Raw genomic sequence first — 18,914 nt, forward strand, 5'->3', positions numbered from 1 at the left:
TCATCCCTCAAAATGCCCTTTGCTGAAGTCCTGATTTTTAATAGCCCAAACGGCTGCCTCGACCCGCGATGACAAATCCAGCTTGCGCAGTAGATGCTTGACATGAACCTTAACCGTGCCTTCGGTAATCTTTAGTTTTCTAGCGATCAATTTATTGCTGTAACCAGTGGCGATTAGCGACAGGATTGCCTGCTCGCGTTCAGTTAATTTGATGCTGACGGGTGATTTAGCCTGGTTTTCATGGCGCAAGGCGGCCGCAAGAATGGATGCGACCCGTTCGCTTAGAGCGATTTGGCCGCTTGCGGCGACTTGTAAGGCGTGCAGCACATCTTCTGGTTCCATATCCTTGAGCAGATAACCGTCAGCGCCCAGCCGCAACGCTTCCACCACATCCTCTTCACTATCGGAAATGGTGAGAATGATGACGCGGGCATCCAGATCGGCTGCTTTCAAGGCTTTCAAGGTGTCCATCCCACTGAGGCCGTGCATATTGAGATCGAGCAGGATTAAATCGGGCAACAACTGGCAGGCCATTTTCAAACCCGATACCCCATCACCGGCTTCGCCAGCCAAGCGCAAATCTGGAGCCATAGCAATCAGTTGCAGGATACCTTTGCGCATCAAGGGGTGATCATCGATCACTAGAATGCTTTGGACTTCATCAGCCATGAGATGCCTCGCTCAGCCGGCTCGAAGCAATGCGGCTGGCAGCCGGTATAAAACTCAAGCGCACGCACACGCCCGTGTCTGGTTGGGAATGCAGGCTCAATACACCGCCTAAATGGCGGGCGCGCTCGCGCATGATATGCAAGCCAAAGTGATTATCCCGCGCGGTTGCCACCGGCAGGCCGACCCCATCGTCGGTGATTTCAATGATGGCTTCTCCGCTCTCGGTGCTGCGCAACTGGATATCAATCGCCTGGGCGTGCGCGTGCTTTACAGCGTTATTCAATGCTTCCCGGATAATTTGCATGACGTGGATTTGTTCATTGGGATTAAGCGAGCTGTGCCAACCACTATGATTTAAACCAATCGGTAGCTGGCCGCGATGACTGAATTCCCGCACGGTCTCGCTCAAGCTGTCTTCCAGACGAGAATGCTCCATTTTCAGGCGGAAGGTGGCGATCAATTCTCGCAGTTGCCGATAGGCCTGATTCAGACCATCGCGTAGTTCAGCGGCGATATCGTGCGGTACGGTCATCGGCTTGGACTGCTCCGGTAACAGCCGCAAGCGGCTGACCTGAATTTTCAGATACGACAGGGACTGAGCGAGCGAGTCGTGTAGCTCACGAGCGATAACGGCGCGCTCTTCCAACAACGCCAATCGGCGCTGGTTGTCAGCCAGTTCGTTGGCGCGCAAGGCGGCGGCAATATTGCGCGCCACCGTTTCTAGCAGTGGTATTTGCCAGGCAGCGGTTGTGCTCAGCGCCGGGGCACGGACAATTAAAACGCCAAATTGCCGTTCATGCTCCCTGATGGGTATTGAAAAAAACTCCTGGTTTACGGTCAGTGTGTGGGTTGCGCCATCACCCAGACAGGTATGGCACTGTAGGCGCTGGCAGAGCCACGGCCACGGTACATCCGGTGTTTGGGTTGAAAAAGCCTGGGTGGCTTGCCGAGTGGCGGCATCGGTCAGGCAAAGCTTGATCGATCCCTGGCCGGTTAATTTTTCGATTTCCGTCAGTAATGAGGAATAGCTGGCGGCGCTCAAAACCGGGTCATTCAGTTGCCGAGCGGTTTGGTAGAGCAGTTCCAGGGAGCGGTTGCTGATCTGAAGGGCTTCGGTTTGTTGGGCGACCCGCTCTTCCAGGCTGGCGTAGAGCGCCGATAAATCCGCCGCCATGAGATTGAAGGCATTGCCTAAAACACCCAGTTCATCGCTGCCGACATGCCGGGCGCGCACCGATAAATTGCCGCCACGGGCTGTGCGCGCCAGCCACACCAGATTGCGCAGGGGAACCACCACACGGGTATGCAATTGATACAGAGCGACCAAAATGAGCGCCAGGGTCAACAACAGGATGACGCCCTGAATCAGCCGCAACCGTTGGATTTTGGTCTCCGTATTCTCTGCGAGTTGTTTGACAAACTGATCCAACTGGCTAACGAACGCATCCACCTGCTGCAAATAAACTGGAGACAGGCTGGCATCACCGGTCGCGCTGATTAGAAGCGGGTGTAGGGTATCGCGCCAAGCCGATGCGATGCTGTTCAAGCGATGGCGAATGGGATCATCAGTGACTGAGGCAATTGGCCCCGTCTGCCAGAGTTGCGTCAGGCGTTGCTCAAACTGGACGATTTCTTCCTGCACATTCTCGATATGTTGCGACCCGGTACTTTGGGTATCTTGCAGGCGCGTGGCGATCCGATAAGACTGCATTCGCAATGAGCCGGCCAGATTGATAGCGTCGGCATCGCCCTGTGCAGATTTGGCGGTCAGCACCGCGCTGATCATGCTCAGTAACGCCAGCAGCACGATGCTGCCCATCGCCAAGCCACCACGAACGATAATCGACTGCCTGATTTCCATTGCAAGGTATCTCCATCACCCGTAAGAAGAAAATTATCTCGATATTTTTAAGGTTATCTCTACAGGGGTACTTCCCTCATGGCGCCGCTGCAAATAAACAGTAGAATTAATAATTAATAATTAATAATAACATATAGTTAAGACAATACATCCAGATACCTCCAAAGAGGTATACGCTATTCAAAGTTGTGGTTTTGGGCCGAAATCATTTGATCCAGGTCAAGAATCGGCCATCGTCTAAAGCGTATATTGCGGTTGCAGCATTCTGCGCGAGAACCGCGATGGCGACATTAAAACAACAACAAATCTCCGTCCTCACCATGAACACGATGGCCTTCGCGGTGAACTTCGCCGTGTGGGTCATGTTTTCGGTCATCGGCATCAAGATCAAGGCCGAACTGAATTTAAACGAAACGGAATTCGGTCTGCTGGTGGCGACTCCGATTCTGACCGGTTCGCTGGTGCGGCTGCCGCTGGGTATCCTCACTGACCGCTATGGCGGGCGGATCGTGTTTTTCATCCAGATGCTGCTGGTGTCGATTCCCACCTGGCTGGTCTCTTATGCGACGGAGTATTGGCAATATCTGGTGTTGGGGCTGTTCGTCGGGCTGGCCGGTGGCTCGTTTGCAGTCGGCATCGCCTACACCTCAACCTGGTTTAGCAAAGAGCGCCAGGGGACGGCGATGGGCATTTTCGGCGCGGGCAACGCCGGTTCCTCGCTGACCAAATTCGTCGCGCCCATGATCATCGCCGCCTTCGGCGCCTGGCAGATGGTGCCGAAAGTCTACGCCGTCGCCATGATCGTGATGGCAATACTGTTCTGGTTTTTCACCTACACCGATCCGCTGCACCAGAAAGATGCGGCACAAAACCGCGTCCGACCGAGCCTGGGCCAGCAGTTGCAACCGTTGCTCGACGCGCGGGTGTGGCGCTTCGGGCTGGCTTACGCTTTCGTGTTCGGCGGTTTCGTGGCGCTGGCCTTGTGGTTGCCGAAGTACTACGTCGGCGAATACGGCTTGCCGCTGGCGACCGCCGCGTTTCTGACTATCTTCTTCGATCTGCCCTCCGGGGCGATCCGCGCCTTGGGCGGTTGGGCCTCGGACAAGTGGGGCGGCAACACCGTCACTTGGTGGGTGCTGTGGATCAGTCTGATCTGCTTGTTCGTCCTCAGCTATCCGCCGACCACCATGACCATTCACGGCATCAAGGGCGATGTCTCGGTCAACCTCGGCATCGGCATCGTGTTGTTCACCGTGCTGGCGTTTGTGGTCGGCATGGCCCAGGGTTTCGGCAAGGCCAGCGTCTACCGCAGTCTGGCCGATTATTATCCGACCCAGATGGGCGTGGTTGGCGGCATCGTCGGCCTGATCGGCGGTTTGGGTGGTTTTGTGATGCCGATCATGTTCGGGGTCGCCGCCGACGCCGTGGGTGTGCGCAGCAGTTGTTTCATGCTGATGTTCCTGCTGGTGGTGGTCACCATGCTGTGGACCTGGGTGGCCGAAAAGAACGAGCGCGAGGAGATTCTGGAGCGGCACGCCGACGCACGGGCCGAACTGGCGGGCGCAAACCTGGTGGATCGGATTTATCGCCGCCGCCATCTGCTGGCCGACTGGCGGCCGGACGATGAGGCGTTCTGGCAATCGGTCGGGCGGCGTATTGCTAATCGCAATCTGTGGCTGTCGATGCCCGCGCTGCTGCTGGCGTTCGCGGTGTGGGTGGTGTGGAGCGTGATCGTGGTCGAACTGCCACGGGTCGGCTTCAAATTTAGCCAAAACCAGTTATTCTGGCTGGCGGCGCTGCCGGGCTTGTCCGGCCCGTTCTTCCGGGCGCTGTATTCCTTCGTGGTGCCGATTTTCGGCGGTCGCAACTGGACGGTATTCAGCACCGCGCTGTTGCTGTTGCCGACGCTGTGGATTGGCGTCGCGGTGCAAGACCCGAACACCAACTATGCGGTGTTCGTCGCTATCGCCCTGTTGTGCGGGCTGGGCGCGGGCAATTTCTCGTCTAGCATGGCCAATATCAGCTTCTTCTTCCCGCAGCGGCTGCAAGGCACCGCGCTGGGCCTAAACGGTGGCGTCGGCAATCTCGGCGTCGGCATCGCCCAGTTGATCGTGCCTATCGCCATGTACGGCGGGGCGCTGTGGATTCTCGGTGGTAATGCGCAGAACCGTTTCGACGAGGGCATCGTCACCCCAATCTGGCTGCAAAACGCCGGTTTTATTTGGGTGCCGTTCATCGTCGCTGCTTCGGTCGCCGCCTGGTTTGGCATGGATAACATCGGCACGGTCAAAGCCGGTTTCGCCGAGCAGGTGGCGATCTTCCGCCACAAGCATCAGTGGCTGATGAGCTGGCTCTACACCGGCACCTTCGGTTCCTTCATCGGGCTGGCGGTCACCTTCCCGATGCTGGTCAATACCGCCTTTCCGACCGCTAACACCTTCAAATTTGCCTTCGTTGGCCCGCTGTTGGCGGCGCTGGTGCGGCCGCTCGGCGGCTGGCTGTCGGATCGAATCGGCGGCGCGATCATCACCTGCTGGGTGTTTGTGGCGATGACGGCGGCGTCATTCGGTGCGCTGCTGTTCCTGCCGGGGCTGAATGGCGGCGACGGCAATATGAGCGGTTTCATCACCATGTATCTGATGCTGTTCGTTGCAGCAGGCATTGGTAACGGCTCCACCTTCCGCATGATTCCGATCATTTTCCGTGTCTTGCGCCAGCGCCGAATACACGGCAAAGACCGTGCGGCGCTGGAGGAAGCATCGCATCTGGCCGCGACCGAGGCAGCCGCCACGCTCGGCTTCAGTTCGGCGGTGGCGGCCTTCGGCGGCTTCTTCATTCCCATCGCCTACGGTGCGTCCATCAACCTGACCGGCGGCTATCAGGCGGCGCTGATGGTGTTCGCACTGTTTTATCTCAGTTGCCTGTGGGTCACCTGGCGCTGGTATGCGGGCAAGAACGTGGAAGCGCCGTGTTGATGTCCTCACCCTGGCCCTCTCCCCCAAAGGGAGGGGGAAGAACCCTCACCCTGGCTCTCTTTCAATAGAACAGGCACATAACAAGAATTTTTGATCTGGAGCGCCCTTGCGATGAGCGAACACAACCCCCGCACCTGGTTAAGCACCTGGACCCCGGAAGACCCGACGTTCTGGGAAAACACCGCCAAGCCGCTGGCCTGGAAAACGCTGACTATCACCACCCTGAATCTGATGATGGCCTTCATCGTCTGGTTCGTGGTGTCGGCGCTGGTGGTGCGCCTGCCGAATATCGGTTTCAAGCTGACAGCCAGTCAAACCTTCTGGCTGGCGGCGATGCCGGGCTTGGCCGCTGGCATCTTCCGGGCGATTCATACTTTTCTGGTGCCGATATACGGCACCCGCCACGTCATCGCCTTTTCCACCCTGTCGCTGCTAATTCCAATTGTCGGTTGGTTCTACGCCATTCAAGACCCGACCACGCCGTATTGGGTGCTGTTGCTGCTGTCGTTTCTGGCCGGATTGGGCGGTGGCAATTTCTCCTCATTCATGCCCTCGACCAGCCTGTTCTTCCCCAAGCGGTTGCAAGGCACGGCGCTGGCGATTCAGGCCGGTATCGGCAATTTTGGGGTCAGCGTGGTGCAGTTCCTGACGCCGTGGATCATTGGTTTTGCGCTGTTCGGCACGCTGGCCGGTGAAGCCCAAACCTTCGTTCCCAGCATACCGGGAATGCCCCCCCGGCCGATGTGGCTGCAAAACGCTGCCTTGATTTACGTGCCGTTTATCGTGGTGTTCGGCATCGCCGCCTGGTTCCTGTTGAAGTCGGTGCCGGTGCGGGCCAATTTCCGCGAGCAGCTCGATGTCTTCCATGTCAGCAACCTGCACGGCTTCTGGATGACCTCGCTGTACCTGATGACCTTCGGTTCATTCTCCGGCTTCGCCGCGACCTTCCCGCTGATGATCAAGCAGATGTATACGGTGTTGCCGGGTGGCCCTGACCCGTTGAAATACGCCTTTCTCGGCCCGCTAGTCGGCGCGGCGGCGCGAGTGCTGGCCGGGCCAATTTCCGACAAGCTGGGCGGGGCTATCGTCACCCATTGGTCGGGCATCGGCCTGCTGATTTGCACCATCGCGGTGACCTTCTACACCCATCCCGATGCAGCGACCGGTATGACCCAGTTCCCGCTGTTCATCGGGCTGATGCTGGGCGTGTTCTTCTTCAGCGGCGTCGGCAACGCCAGCACCTTCAAGCAGATGCCGATGATTTTCGAGCCACGGCAGGCGGGCGGCATCATCGGCTGGACGGCGGCGATGGCCTCGTTTGGCCCCTTCATTTACGGCATGTTGATCGGCTGGTCGTTTGCCGCTACCGGTTCGCCCAACGCTTTCTTTTACGCCGCAGCACTGTTCTACCTGTTCAACATCGGCATCAACTGGTGGTACTACGCCCGCAAAGGGGCGGAGAAACCGTGCTGATTTTCAAAGAGGTTTAATGCGATGAGCCATTTTCTCGACCGGCTGAATTTCTTCAAGAAAGTCACCGACACCTTCTCCGGCGATCACGGCATCGTCACCAACGAGGATCGCGGCTGGGAAGACGCCTATCGCGCTCGCTGGCAGCACGACAAGGTGGTGCGTTCGACCCACGGCGTGAACTGCACCGGCTCCTGTAGCTGGAAGATTTACGTCAAAAACGGGCTGGTGACCTGGGAAACCCAGCAGACCGACTACCCGCGCACCCGCGACGATCTGCCCAATCACGAACCGCGCGGCTGCCCGCGTGGCGCGTCCTATAGCTGGTATCTGTACAGCGCCAACCGGGTGAAATATCCGCTGGTGCGTGGGCGTTTGCTGAAGCTGTGGCGGGCGGCGCTGGCCGAGAAAAAAGACCCGGTGGATGCCTGGGCCTCTATCGTCGAAGACCCGACCAAAGCCAGCGAATACAAGACCCAGCGCGGTCTGGGCGGTTTCGTCCGCGCCACCTGGGAAGAAGTGAATCCACTGATTGCCGCCGCGAATGTCTATACCACCAAAAAATACGGCCCAGACCGCATCTACGGCTTTTCACCGATTCCGGCGATGTCGATGGTGTCCTACGCCGCCGGTTCGCGCTATCTGTCGCTGATCGGCGGGGCCTGCGGGTCGTTCTATGACTGGTATTGCGACCTGCCGCCCGCCAGCCCGATGGTGTGGGGCGAACAGACCGACGTGCCGGAATCCGCCGACTGGTACAACTCCAGCTTTTTGATGATGTGGGGTTCCAACGTGCCGCAGACCCGCACGCCGGACGCCCATTTCATGACCGAGGTGCGCTACAAGGGCACCAAGATCGTGACCGTGTGCCCGGATTATTCCGAGGCGTCCAAGTTCGCCGACATCTGGCTGCATCCCAAGCAAGGCACCGATGCCGCCGTGGCGATGGCGATGGGCCACGTCATCCTGCGCGAGTTCTATCTCGACGGCAAATCCGAATACTTCACCGAGTACGTCCGCACCAAGACCGATTTCCCGATGCTGGTACGGCTCGACCAGCGGGCCGATGGCAACTACGTCAACGGTCGCTTCCTGCGGGCGTCCGACCTCGCCGATAGCGCCGGACAGGCCAACAATCCCGACTGGAAAACGCTGGCCTTCGATGAGAAGAGCGGCCACCTGATCGTGCCAAACGGCTCCATCGGCTTCCGCTGGGGCGAGAAGGACGGCATGGTCGGCAAGTGGAATCTGGAAGCCAAAGAATCGCTAAGCGGCGCGGAAACCCAGTTGCGGCTATCGGTCAACGATATTAAAGATGAGGTCGCGCCGGTTGCCTTCCCCTATTTCGGCTCCACTAAGCATCCGCATTTTGCCTGCACCGAACACGACGCCATTCAAGTGCGCAACGTGCCGGTGAAGAAAATCAAATTGGCGGACGGTTCCGAGGCGCTGGTCGCCACCGTCTACGATTTGACGCTGGTGCAATACGGCCTGGATCGCGGCCTGGGCGGCGCGAATGTCGCCAAGACCTATGACGACAACGTGCCTTATACCCCGGCCTGGCAGGAGAAAGTGACCGGCGTGCCGCGTGCGCAAATCATCACCGTGGCCCGCCAGTTCGCCGAGAACGCCGACAAGACCCACGGCAAGTCGATGGTGATTATCGGTGCGGCGATGAACCACTGGTATCACATGGATATGAATTACCGGGGCGTCATCAACCTGCTGATGATGTGCGGCTGCGTCGGCCAGAGCGGCGGCGGCTGGTCGCATTACGTCGGCCAGGAAAAGCTGCGGCCGCAAACCGGCTGGACCGCGCTGGCCTTCGCGCTGGATTGGCACCGGCCACCGCGCCACATGAATTCGACCTCGTTCTGGTACATCCACACCAGCCAGTGGCGGCACGAAAAATTGACCATGCGGGAAATCCTCTCGCCGCTGGCCGACCTGCAGCAGTGGCAGGGGTCGCAAATCGACTACAACGTGCGTTCGGCGCGGATGGGCTGGTTGCCGACCGCGCCGCATTTCAACGCCAATCCGCTGGAAATCACCAAAGCAGCGGCGGCAGCGGGCGAGGAACCGGCCCCGCACATCGTCAAGAAGCTGAAAGCCGGCAAGCTCGGTTTCGCCTTTGAAGACCCGGATAATCCGGTCAACTTCCCGCGCAACCTGTTCGTGTGGCGCTCCAATCTGCTCGGCTCGTCGGGCAAGGGCCACGAGTATTTCCTGAAATATCTGCTCGGCACCACCCACGGGGTGCAGGGCAAGGATTTGGGTGAGGAGGGCGGCGAGAAGCCATCCGAAGTGCAATGGCGCGAGGCGGCGCAAGGCAAGCTCGATTTGCTGGTGACGCTGGACTTCCGCATGTCCACCACCTGCATGTATTCCGACATCGTGCTGCCAACCGCGACCTGGTACGAGAAAAACGACCTCAACACCAGCGACATGCACCCCTTCATCCATCCGCTGAGTGCGGCGGTCGATCCGGCCTGGGAATCGCGCACCGATTGGGACATCTTCAAAGGTCTTGCCAAGGCGTTTTCGGAGACCTGCCCCGGTCATCTCGGCGTCGAAAAGGACATCGTGGCCTTGCCGACCTTGCACGACACCCCCAACGAGCTGGCCATGCCGGACGTGAAGGATTGGAAGAAAGGCGAGTGCGATCTGATCCCCGGCAAGACCGCGCCCAGTCTGGTGGTGGTCGAGCGCGACTATCCCAGCACCTATAAGAAATTCACCTCGGTCGGGCCGCTGCTGGACAAACTCGGCAACGGCGGCAAGGGCATCGGCTGGAACACCGAGCACGAGGTCGAGGCGCTGGCGGCGCTCAATTACACCGTGCTGGAAGAGGGCGTCTCCAAGGGTCGGCCGCGCATCGACAGCGACATCGACGCCGCCGAGATGATCATGATGCTGGCCCCGGAAACCAACGGCCACGTCGCGGTGAAAGCCTGGGCCGCGCTGTCCAAAATCACCGGCCGCGATCACAGCCATCTGGCGCTGCCCAAGGAGCACGAGAAAATCCGCTTCCGCGACATCGTGGCCCAGCCGCGCAAGATCATTTCTTCACCCACCTGGTCGGGGCTGGAAGACGAGAAGGTCAGCTACAACGCCGGTTACACCAACGTCCATGAGCTGATTCCGTGGCGCACCGTCACCGGTCGCCAGCAGTTCTATCAGGATCACGCCTGGATGCTGGGCTTTGGCGAGGCGCTGTGCGCTTATCGGCCACCGGTGGACATGAAGACGGTCGAGCCGATCATTGGCCAGAAGCCGAACGGCAACAAGGAAATCGTGCTGAACTTTATCACCCCACATCAGAAGTGGGGCATCCACAGCACCTACACCGACAACCTGCTGATGCTGACGCTCTCCCGCGGCGGGCCGATCATCTGGATGTCGGAAGTGGACGCCAAGAAGGCGGGCATCGAGGATAACGACTGGATCGAAGCCTACAACATCAACGGTGCGATTGCGGCGCGGGCGGTGGTCAGCCAGCGGGTGCCGGAAGGGATGTCGATGATGTATCACGCCCAGGAAAAAATTGTGAACACGCCCGGCTCGGAAATCACCGGCACCCGGGGCGGCATTCACAACTCTGTGACCCGCACGGTGCTCAAGCCGACCCACATGATCGGCAGCTACGCCCAGCAGAGCTACGGCTTCAACTATTACGGCACCGTCGGTTGCAACCGCGACGAGTTCATCATCGTCCGCAAGATGGCCAAAATCGACTGGCTGGATGACGAACCGTCCGCCGAAGCCGAAACCGTGTCCGCAACGAGCACCCCCGTGGAGGCGCATTAATCATGAAAGTACGCGCACAAATCGCCATGGTCCTGAATCTGGACAAGTGCATCGGCTGCCACACCTGTTCAGTGACCTGCAAGAACGTCTGGACCAGCCGCGACGGCATGGAATACGCCTGGTTCAACAACGTCGAGACCAAGCCCGGCATCGGCTATCCCAAAAACTGGGAAGACCAGGAGCAGTGGAACGGCGGCTGGAATCGCGGCAAAGACGGCAAAATTACGCCCAAGCAGGGCGGCAAGCTGAAGATTCTGTCCAACATCTTCGCCAATCCCGACCTGCCCGCGATTGATGACTACTACGAGCCGTGGGATTACGACTACGCGCATTTGCAAAACGCGCCGGAGTCGAAAGCGATGCCCACCGCTCGGCCCCGTTCCGCCATCAGCGGCGAGCGGATGCAGAAAATCCACTGGGGGCCGAACTGGGAAGAAATCCTCGGCACCGAATTCGCCAAGCGCTCGAAGGACACTAACTTCGATGACGTGCAGAAGGAGATTTACGGCGAATTTGAAAACACCTTCATGATGTATCTGCCGCGCCTGTGCGAGCACTGCCTGAATCCGGCCTGTGTCGCCTCGTGCCCCAGCGGCGCGATTTACAAGCGTGAAGAAGACGGCATCGTGCTGATTGACCAGGATAAATGCCGGGGCTGGCGGATGTGCGTGTCCGGCTGTCCGTACAAGAAGATTTATTACAACTGGAACACCGGCAAATCGGAAAAGTGCATTTTCTGCTATCCGCGTATCGAGTCCGGTCAGCCGACGGTTTGCTCGGAAACCTGCGTCGGGCGCATCCGCTATCTGGGCGTGTTGCTGTACGACGCCGACAAGATCGAGCAGGCCGCCAGCGTGCTGGACGAGCACAGCCTGTATCAAGCCCAGCTTGATATGTTCCTCGACCCGTTCAATCCGACGGTGCAGGCCGAAGCCCGCAAGGCGGGGATTCCCGAACCGTGGCTGGAAGCGGCGCAAGACTCGCCCATTTACAAGATGGCGATTGACTGGAAGATCGCCTTCCCGCTGCATCCCGAATATCGCACCTTGCCGATGGTCTGGTACGTACCCAGCTTGTCGCCGATTCAGGCCCGTGCCGAAGCCGGACAAATCGGCATGAACGGCATCATCCCCGATGTCGGCTCGTTGCGGATTCCGTTGAAATATCTGGCGAATTTACTGACCGCTGGCGATGAAAAGCCGGTCAAGCTGGCGCTGGAGCGGATGCTGGCGATGCGCGCTTACATGCGGGCCAAAACGGTGGACGGCGACATCCGCGAGGACGTGCTGAAAGCGGTCAACTTGCGGGTCGATCAGGTGGAGTCGATGTACCGCTATCTCGCCATCGCCAATTTCGAAGACCGCTTTGTCATTCCCACCAGCCACCGCGAATACGCCAGCGCCACCTACGACGCTTTCGGCGAGCGCGGCGGCTGCGGTTTCAGCTTCGGCAACGGCTGTTCGCCGGGCACCGACAAGACCAACCTGTTCGGCGGCAAGAAAGTCACCACCCGCCGCGCCATTCCGATCAAGGTGGAGCCGACCGGCCAATGAAAACGCTGAAGGTGTTGTCCGCCCTGCTGTGCTATCCCCAGCCGGAAATCCAAGCGGCGCTGCCGGAGATGGCCGAAGCGCTGGCGCAAGAAGCGGTATTGCCGGAAACCGAGCGTGCCGCGTTACAGGCGCTCATCCAGCGGCTGGCACGCACTGAACTGATGGAATGGCAGGAACAGTACGTGGCGACATTCGACCGGGGCCGGGCGCTGTCGCTACACCTGTTCGAGCACATCCACGGCGAATCGCGGGATCGCGGTCAGGCGATGGTCAACCTGTTGGAAGTCTATCGCAAACACGGTTTTGAGCTGGACGCCCGCGAACTGCCGGATTATCTGCCGCTGTTTCTGGAGTATCTGGCGCAGCGGCCCACCGAGGAAGCGCTGGAATTGCTGGCGGAAATCGCGCATGTCATCACCTTGCTGGGCGCACGGCTGGCCAAGCGCAACAACGACTATCACGTCCTGTTCGACGCCCTCACCGCGCTGGTCGGCGAATCCGAGGACAGCGCCGACATCCGCCAGCAGGCGGCGACCGAAGGCCCGGATCAGGCGATAGTGAACATGGACAAGATTTGGGAAGAGGAGGTGGTGACCTTCCTGGGCAATCAGGAGGGCTGCGCCACTGGAGGCAAGCCATCCACCGTGCAGCCGGTGCAATGGCTGCCCCGTTCCGGCGCGACGCCGCACGCCGCCCGTTCCTTATAAAACACCCCTCACCCTTTAGGAGAGGAGCATCCCTATAAAAACACCCCTCGCCCTTTGGGAGAGGGGGCGGGGGTGAGGGTGATTTTCAGCACGAGGTTACGATGATGAGTTACTTAGAGACCTTACTGTTTGGCGTTTATCCCTATCTGGCCGGGGCGGTGTTTTTGCTCGGCAGCCTGGCGCGTTTCGACCGCGATCAATTCACCTGGAAGGCCCATTCCAGCCAGATGCTCAATAAAGAAAACATGCGGCTGGCCAGCAACCTGTTTCATGTTGGCATTCTGCTGCTGTTCGCCGGTCACTTCATCGGCCTGTTGACCTCGCCGGAGATTTTCCACGCTTTCGGCGTCTCCGCTGGCGCCAAGCAGATTCTGGCCATTGTCGCCGGCAGCATTGCCGGGGTGATGTGCTTCATCGGCCTGACGATGCTGATCAAGCGGCGGCTGACCGATCCACGGGTGCGGGCGACCAGTAGCCGCATGGATATTTTCATCCTGCTGTTGCTCTACGCGCAGTTGATTCTCGGCCTCATCACCATCCCGGTATCGCTGATGCACACCGACGGGCATAACATGCTGAATCTGATGGGCTGGGGGCGGAATATCGTGACCTTCGATCCAATCGACGCGGTGGCGTCCATCTCCCAGGTTGGGCTGCTGTTCAAGCTGCATATCTTCCTTGGCATCACCGTGTTCCTGGTGTTCCCGTTCAGCCGTTTGGTGCATATTTGGAGCGCGCCGGTGACGTATCCGATGCGAGCCTATCAGGTGGTACGGCAGCGTTAAACGTCAAGTTGTGGTCAAAAGAAAGCGCGAGTCGGCGGATTTTCCGCTTTGACCTCGCGCTTTTTAGCTTGTAGGGTAGATACCTACAACTTTCATAGTCGGTGGCTACGGCCAGATCAAGCTCATCAGTAAATGGTGTTAATAATGAGTAATCAAGTGGTGTCCTGTTCGCTGGATATTATGGGAGGTACGCCCTGTTTTTTGGGAACGCGGGTACCCGTCCAGACGTTGCTTGACTACCTTGAAGGAGGCGAGTCCATTAATGACTTTCTAGAAGGTTTTCCAACGGTTACCCGCCAACAAGTATTAGATTTTCTAGAACGTGCTGCATCGTTAGCGATGGCCGAATCTGTATGAGGATTCTGCTGGACGAATGCGTGGATCGTCGCCTGTCCAAGCACTTGCAAGCATTCTTTGTCAGAACGGTGCCGGAAATGGGATGGGCGACTATCAAGAACGGTGCGCTTTTAAAGCTGGCGGAGCGCGACTTCGATATTTTCATGACAGTTGATCGGAATCTCGCTTTCCAGCAGACCATTCCAAATTTTTCACTTGCTGTCATCGTGTTAGTTGCCCGTACGAATCGCCTCGTTGATTTGATGCCTCTGGTCCCGATGCTCTGCGAAATGGTGCCGCTCGCGCCGAAAGGCGAAGTCACAATAGTTAAGCTCTAATTCAAGGTACACATCGTCACCTTCGATCTAGGCCGTGTTCACAAAATTGCTAGCGGAGCATGATCACGATGAGGGCGACGGTGACGAAAGCCAGGAAGTTGGTTTTGAGTTTTTCATAGCGGGTAGCGACTCGGCGGAACTGCTTGAGTTTGTTAAAAAGGCGCTCGACCTTGTTGCGCTGCTTGTAGCGTTCCTGGTCGTAGACGACGATCTCCAAGCGATTGGACTTGGGTGGGATGACCGGGGTGATGCCCTTGGCGTCGAGCTTGGCGCGGATGGCGTTGCTGTCGTAGGCTTTGTCCATAGCGGCGTGCCGGATGCCCTCGCGCGGGTCGAGCGGCTCGACGAGCGCCTCGCCGACCGGGGCGTCTCCCACCTGTCCCGCCGTGATGCGGATATCGACTGCATCGGCCTCGGAAGCACACACGGCATGGATTTTGGTGGTCAATCCGCCCCGGGAGCGGCCGATGGCCTGATCGCCTTTTTTTGAGAGTCCTAATCTAAGATAGTTACTGATATTATAGGAAGAAAGGCTCACTTGAAGCGAGGTTTGGAGATGGAAAGCGGTGGTTGCAAGCGGTGTGGTAGCGAAGCGTCGGTCAAGAGCGGTCGCGTGCGGGGTTTGCAGCGGTATCGGTGCAAGGAGTGTGGCTACCATTTTACGGCGACACCGCCACGGGGCAAGCCCGCGGCGATGAAAGCGCTGGCGCTGTTGCTCTACGCGATGGGGAATGCCAGTTTCTGTTCGATTGCGCGCATCTTGCACGTCAGCGATGTCTCGATATTAAAGTGGGTGCGCGCTGAGGCGCAGAAACTTCCAATCCCCGAAGTATCCGGGGAAACCGTGGTGCTGACACTGGACGAGATGTGGCACTTTCTCAAAAAAAACCGCCAAGCGTTGGGTCTGGCGCGCGTATGACCCTGACCGTCGGCGAACCCTGGCCTGGGTGCTGGGTGGCCGTGATGACGCCACCTGCCAACGGTTGCTCAACCGCGTCGGTCTCCAGGGCAAACAATTCATCACTGACGATTGGCCCGGCTACCATCGCTTGATTCCAGCCGCACAATTGACGACTGGTAAGCACCTCACCTTCCCCATTGAGCAAGATAACAGCAACATCCGCCACTTTCTCGCCCGCTTTCGCCGCCGCACCAAAGTGGTTTCTAAAACCGAAGACATGGTGGACCTTTCCCTGCGCCTCTACCATCATCTCCATGATCAGCCCGCCGCCTTCGCGGCCCTTTCTGCAACCTTCTTATCTATCTTTAGTTAGGACTCTCCTTTTTTTTAGCAGCGCCCGCCGCGTGTTGATGCGCGCGCACCACGGTGGAATCCAGAAACACGATGGTCAGGTCGACACCCTTGAGCCGCTGCAGCAGCTTCAGGATCTCCCCCCAGACCCCACGCTCGATCCAGCGTTGCCAGCGCATGTAGATCGTGTGCCAAGGGCCGTAGGCGTTTGGCAAATCCCGCCACGGCGTGCCCGTGCGCAGAACATGCAACACACCTTCCAACGCCTCGCGGTTCTTGACCGTCGGCGGACGCCCCCGGCGACCCCCTTCGAGTGGCAATAACCGGTTGATCTGCTCAAATTGCTCGTCCGTAAGGTAATACAAACGATCCATGCTCGACCCCTCTGGCCGTGGATAATAGCCAGCAGTTTCGCACACGAAGCATGATTTTGTGAACACGGCCTAGCCGATGTGGTTGAATCGATCTCCCAGGTTAGCCTGCTGTTCAAGTTGCATATCTTCCTGGGAATCACCGTATTTCTGGTGTTCCCGTTCAGTCGGCTAGTGCACATCTGGAGCGCACCGGTGACGTATCCGATGCGGGCGTATCAGGTGGTGCGGCAGCGCTAATTTATTTGGCGACCGCCTGGGCGGTCGCCTTCTGGCCGATAGATGGATTTTCAACCTGTTGGATAAGCGCAGCGATCAGCTGTGCTTCGGGAATCTGCAAACGTTCGGTGTCTGCCAGCGCCAGATGCAATAACGCTAGTGCCTTCTCACGGTCACCGTTTGAACCTCGCTGCCAATAAATCAGGGCGGTATTCGCACGGCAGACCAGTTGCTCGCGCACGTCCCCCAGCCGCTCGTAGACGGGCAGTTCCTCCTCGGTGCGGATGCGCAGCGCCTCGTCCAACTGCCCGCGCGCTTGCAGGATATCGGCGATTTTCCCCTGGGTGATGGCCCGCTCGCGCACGTCCCCCAGCCGCTCGAAAACGGGCAGTTGGTCCTTCAGGATGCGCAGCGCCTCGTCCAACTCGCCCATCAGACTGAGATGATCCGCCAGTTCATCCCACCATAAGGCAACACTGCTTATGATGGCAGGATCGTCGCTGGGATTAGCAATTGCCGCAATCCGGGCACGTAGTTCCGCAATACGCGCCAGGCGTTCCTCGGCTGTAAACCGGGGATCAGGGCCATCCTGCCATTCACGGCTGGCTAAAGGCCGCGCCTGCTCGGTCGTGAGTTCCGGGAATTCCAGGGTATCGCTGCGCCAGTCAAAAAAATCCGGGGCGCCGCGCATCAGATCGCCCAAGAACCGCTGTGGCAGCCAGAACACCACAGGGCTGCAAACACGGCTGGGCCATTCCGCCCGCCGGAGGTTAAGACCAGCTAACAATCGCTCGGCGCGGACTTTATCAGCCAGTAGTTGCTCGACACCCACCACCATGACCACGCCAGCCGTCGATTTTCCGATAACTTTTTCCACAGCGGCCAACACATCTTCATCCTTGGTGGTCAGCACCACGCGATGAACCACCTTATCCGGCATTGAAGCACTCAGGTTGGCAATCAATTCATCACGGGTGAGCAGGGAATTGCAGATCGCCACGTACAACGCGAAGCCCCGACTGCGCTTTAGGCCACGGCGCAACGCTCGAAAGGTTTCACCGACTGCTTTGGCGCGGCTTTCAGCTTCGGAAACGTTCAATGGTGTGGAACACCGGGTTGACTTCATACCAAAGGGTGCCGTTCATGTACTCAAATACGAATAGCAGAAACAGCATTTGCTGATGGATTTCGTCTTTTAGCATGTCACGCTGCGGTTCCTTAAAGGCTTTCAGCGGTTCCCAGGCGGCGTCGGGCACTTCGCGCGTTAAGGCATTCGCATATTTTTTTACCGCTTTTTTCGCGCTGGAACCGGTAATTGGCAGCCTATCCAATTCATTACAGGCCGATTGCAGGAGCATCAGCAAGTGACGGGGATGGCCGCCACTCACTTGGCAAAGATAATGTAATGTATTCTCGTTATCGAACGCTTGACCAAGGGTGATGCCCGCAAATTGGGCACGTTTTTCCACCATCTCCCGGAGTTTGATCATCCCCGGCGATTCCACAGATACCGGTTCATCACGACTTTTGCGCACCCGAATCATGGAAATCGGGGCATGATACTCGCCAAAGATTTGCTCTAACTGCCCGAACCGGGACGAGTAAATCAGCGAAATCGGCACGGTGTACACCGTGGTGACGCTTAGTGAGGCCAGTTGTTCGCTGCGGTCGATAAACAGCCGATCATGGGTATTGGTTGCGCCATCGTTCAGATGGCGGCGAACCAGTTTATCGAGGCCATCGACGATCAGTACGACGCCGACATAACCGGTATTCAGCGCGGCGACCTGGGCAGATCGGAGCAGATCATTAACGGCGTCAAGCAACGAGGTGCTGTTCTGCTCCACCGCCTCACGCAACTGCCGCCGTGCGTTGGGGCGGTTACGAAATTCGGTGGTCAGCTTGCTGAAGCCGACCTCAACCTCAACCCCGGACAGACTGATCTGTGTGCTGAGCAGCCCCTGGATTTCATCCCAGACCTTTTTTAGATAGGTCGTTACCTTACTAAATCCCGGCAGTTGGCGATCACCGAGTTGTTTTTGCAACTCGCCGGCGATGTACACCAGCAGGTCTGGAAAATCGAGGTCGTTGACATCAAGGCTGTCGCTGACATCACAGAACACCACGATAAAGCCTTTACGATTATTATCCGGCTGCTCAAGCATGGCTTTCAGCCGTAGCAACTCGCTGGTTTTACCCACGCCCCGATGTCCGGCAAACAGCTTAAAATCCGGGCGGCTGGAATCCGCTCTGCGGATGCTGCGGGCGTAGAGCGCGACCACGTTATCGTCTCCGCGTACCGCATCAAAATCCACCCAGCGAGGGTCGCTTGGCGATACGGGTTCCGAAGGCTCGCAAACCTGGTAGAAACGGGTGATAGGGGATAGTTGAGGGTCGGGAGGGGTCATGGTTTACCTTTTCGCGGTGGGCGATTCGTCTGGCTCATATGTGTAACGAGTCTATTAAAGCCAATACTGGCAGGATAGTCCTGGTCGGCGTATTTCTTCGCTCCACGCCGTATCCAGCAGATCGCGGGGAATCCGCACAGCCTCGACCAGAGCATTTTGCAGT

The 18,914-nt window shown here is 58.2% G+C and carries 16 protein-coding genes and 1 pseudogene; 11 read left to right on the forward strand and 6 right to left on the reverse strand.

Annotated elements, in window-relative coordinates:
- Positions 1 to 669, reverse strand: a complete 669-nt coding sequence (narL, locus tag BN873_RS12150) for a two-component system response regulator NarL (RefSeq protein WP_048674013.1) — start codon at positions 667 to 669, stop codon at positions 1 to 3.
- The gene (locus BN873_RS12155) at positions 662 to 2,530 is read right to left on the reverse strand and encodes a type IV pili methyl-accepting chemotaxis transducer N-terminal domain-containing protein (RefSeq protein WP_048674014.1); all 1,869 of its coding nucleotides are present in this window, start codon (positions 2,528 to 2,530) and stop codon (positions 662 to 664) included. The genes narL and BN873_RS12155 overlap by 8 nt, the downstream gene beginning before the upstream one ends.
- Before the next feature lie 281 nt (positions 2,531 to 2,811).
- Here BN873_RS12155 and BN873_RS21185 point away from each other — a divergent pair, with 281 nt between their 5' ends.
- The 8 genes from BN873_RS21185 (at position 2,812) to BN873_RS12190 (ending at position 14,501) form a co-directional block, all read left to right on the forward strand.
- Positions 2,812 to 5,505, forward strand: a complete 2,694-nt coding sequence (locus tag BN873_RS21185) for an MFS transporter (RefSeq protein ID WP_048674016.1) — start codon at positions 2,812 to 2,814, stop codon at positions 5,503 to 5,505.
- A 111-nt stretch (positions 5,506 to 5,616) separates the two neighbouring features.
- Complete coding sequence (locus tag BN873_RS12165; RefSeq protein ID WP_048674018.1) at positions 5,617 to 6,978, forward strand: MFS transporter; 1,362 nt, start codon at positions 5,617 to 5,619, stop codon at positions 6,976 to 6,978.
- 21 nt (positions 6,979 to 6,999) lie between these two features.
- A complete protein-coding gene (locus tag BN873_RS12170; protein ID WP_048674020.1) occupies positions 7,000 to 10,782 on the forward strand; it encodes a nitrate reductase subunit alpha in 3,783 nt (1,260 codons plus the stop codon).
- 2 nt (positions 10,783 to 10,784) lie between these two features.
- Positions 10,785 to 12,335, forward strand: a complete 1,551-nt coding sequence (narH, locus tag BN873_RS12175) for a nitrate reductase subunit beta (protein ID WP_048674022.1) — start codon at positions 10,785 to 10,787, stop codon at positions 12,333 to 12,335.
- Positions 12,332 to 13,042, forward strand: coding sequence for a nitrate reductase molybdenum cofactor assembly chaperone (gene narJ, locus BN873_RS12180; RefSeq protein WP_048674024.1), 711 nt, complete (start codon positions 12,332 to 12,334; stop codon positions 13,040 to 13,042). The genes narH and narJ overlap by 4 nt, the downstream gene beginning before the upstream one ends.
- A 104-nt stretch (positions 13,043 to 13,146) precedes the next feature.
- Entirely contained in the window at positions 13,147 to 13,827 is a 681-nt protein-coding gene (narI, locus tag BN873_RS12185; RefSeq protein WP_048674026.1) for a respiratory nitrate reductase subunit gamma, read from the forward strand.
- A 144-nt stretch (positions 13,828 to 13,971) separates the two neighbouring features.
- A complete protein-coding gene (locus BN873_RS19535) occupies positions 13,972 to 14,184 on the forward strand; it encodes a DUF433 domain-containing protein (RefSeq protein ID WP_082161258.1) in 213 nt (70 codons plus the stop codon).
- The gene (locus tag BN873_RS12190) at positions 14,181 to 14,501 is read left to right on the forward strand and encodes a DUF5615 family PIN-like protein (RefSeq protein WP_048674029.1); all 321 of its coding nucleotides are present in this window, start codon (positions 14,181 to 14,183) and stop codon (positions 14,499 to 14,501) included. The genes BN873_RS19535 and BN873_RS12190 overlap by 4 nt, the downstream gene beginning before the upstream one ends.
- A 49-nt stretch (positions 14,502 to 14,550) precedes the next feature.
- Here BN873_RS12190 and BN873_RS21190 read toward each other — a convergent pair whose 3' ends face one another.
- Positions 14,551 to 15,159 (reverse strand): IS5 family transposase, encoded by a 609-nt coding sequence (locus BN873_RS21190; RefSeq protein WP_082161250.1) that lies wholly within the window; start codon positions 15,157 to 15,159, stop codon positions 14,551 to 14,553.
- Between BN873_RS21190 and BN873_RS20420 the strand changes: the two genes are divergently transcribed.
- Positions 15,040 to 15,420, forward strand: a complete 381-nt coding sequence (locus BN873_RS20420) for an IS1 family transposase (protein ID WP_171820470.1) — start codon at positions 15,040 to 15,042, stop codon at positions 15,418 to 15,420. The two genes, BN873_RS21190 and BN873_RS20420, sit on opposite strands and share 120 nt — an antisense overlap.
- A gap of 19 nt (positions 15,421 to 15,439) precedes the next feature.
- On the forward strand, positions 15,440 to 15,775 hold the full coding sequence (locus BN873_RS12205) for an IS1 family transposase (protein WP_242434430.1): 336 nt from the start codon (positions 15,440 to 15,442) through the stop codon (positions 15,773 to 15,775).
- Here BN873_RS12205 and BN873_RS12210 read toward each other — a convergent pair.
- Entirely contained in the window at positions 15,768 to 16,172 is a 405-nt protein-coding gene (locus tag BN873_RS12210) for an IS5 family transposase (RefSeq protein ID WP_139031708.1), read from the reverse strand. The two genes, BN873_RS12205 and BN873_RS12210, sit on opposite strands and share 8 nt — an antisense overlap.
- Before the next feature lie 21 nt (positions 16,173 to 16,193).
- On the opposite strand from BN873_RS12210, the pseudogene BN873_RS19550 reads away from it, so the two are divergent.
- Positions 16,194 to 16,364, forward strand: a pseudogene (locus tag BN873_RS19550) (respiratory nitrate reductase subunit gamma); the annotation flags it as partial.
- A gap of 1 nt (position 16,365) precedes the next feature.
- On the opposite strand, the gene BN873_RS20930 reads toward BN873_RS19550, so the two are convergent.
- Complete coding sequence (locus BN873_RS20930; RefSeq protein ID WP_048674035.1) at positions 16,366 to 17,442, reverse strand: tetratricopeptide repeat protein; 1,077 nt, start codon at positions 17,440 to 17,442, stop codon at positions 16,366 to 16,368.
- Positions 17,423 to 18,751, reverse strand: a complete 1,329-nt coding sequence (locus BN873_RS12220; RefSeq protein ID WP_139031709.1) for a hypothetical protein — start codon at positions 18,749 to 18,751, stop codon at positions 17,423 to 17,425. The genes BN873_RS20930 and BN873_RS12220 overlap by 20 nt, the downstream gene beginning before the upstream one ends.
- Between the last annotated feature and the right edge of the window lie 163 nt (positions 18,752 to 18,914).

Source organism: Candidatus Competibacter denitrificans Run_A_D11 (assembly GCF_001051235.1).
Lineage (GTDB): Bacteria > Pseudomonadota > Gammaproteobacteria > Competibacterales > Competibacteraceae > Competibacter_A > Competibacter_A denitrificans.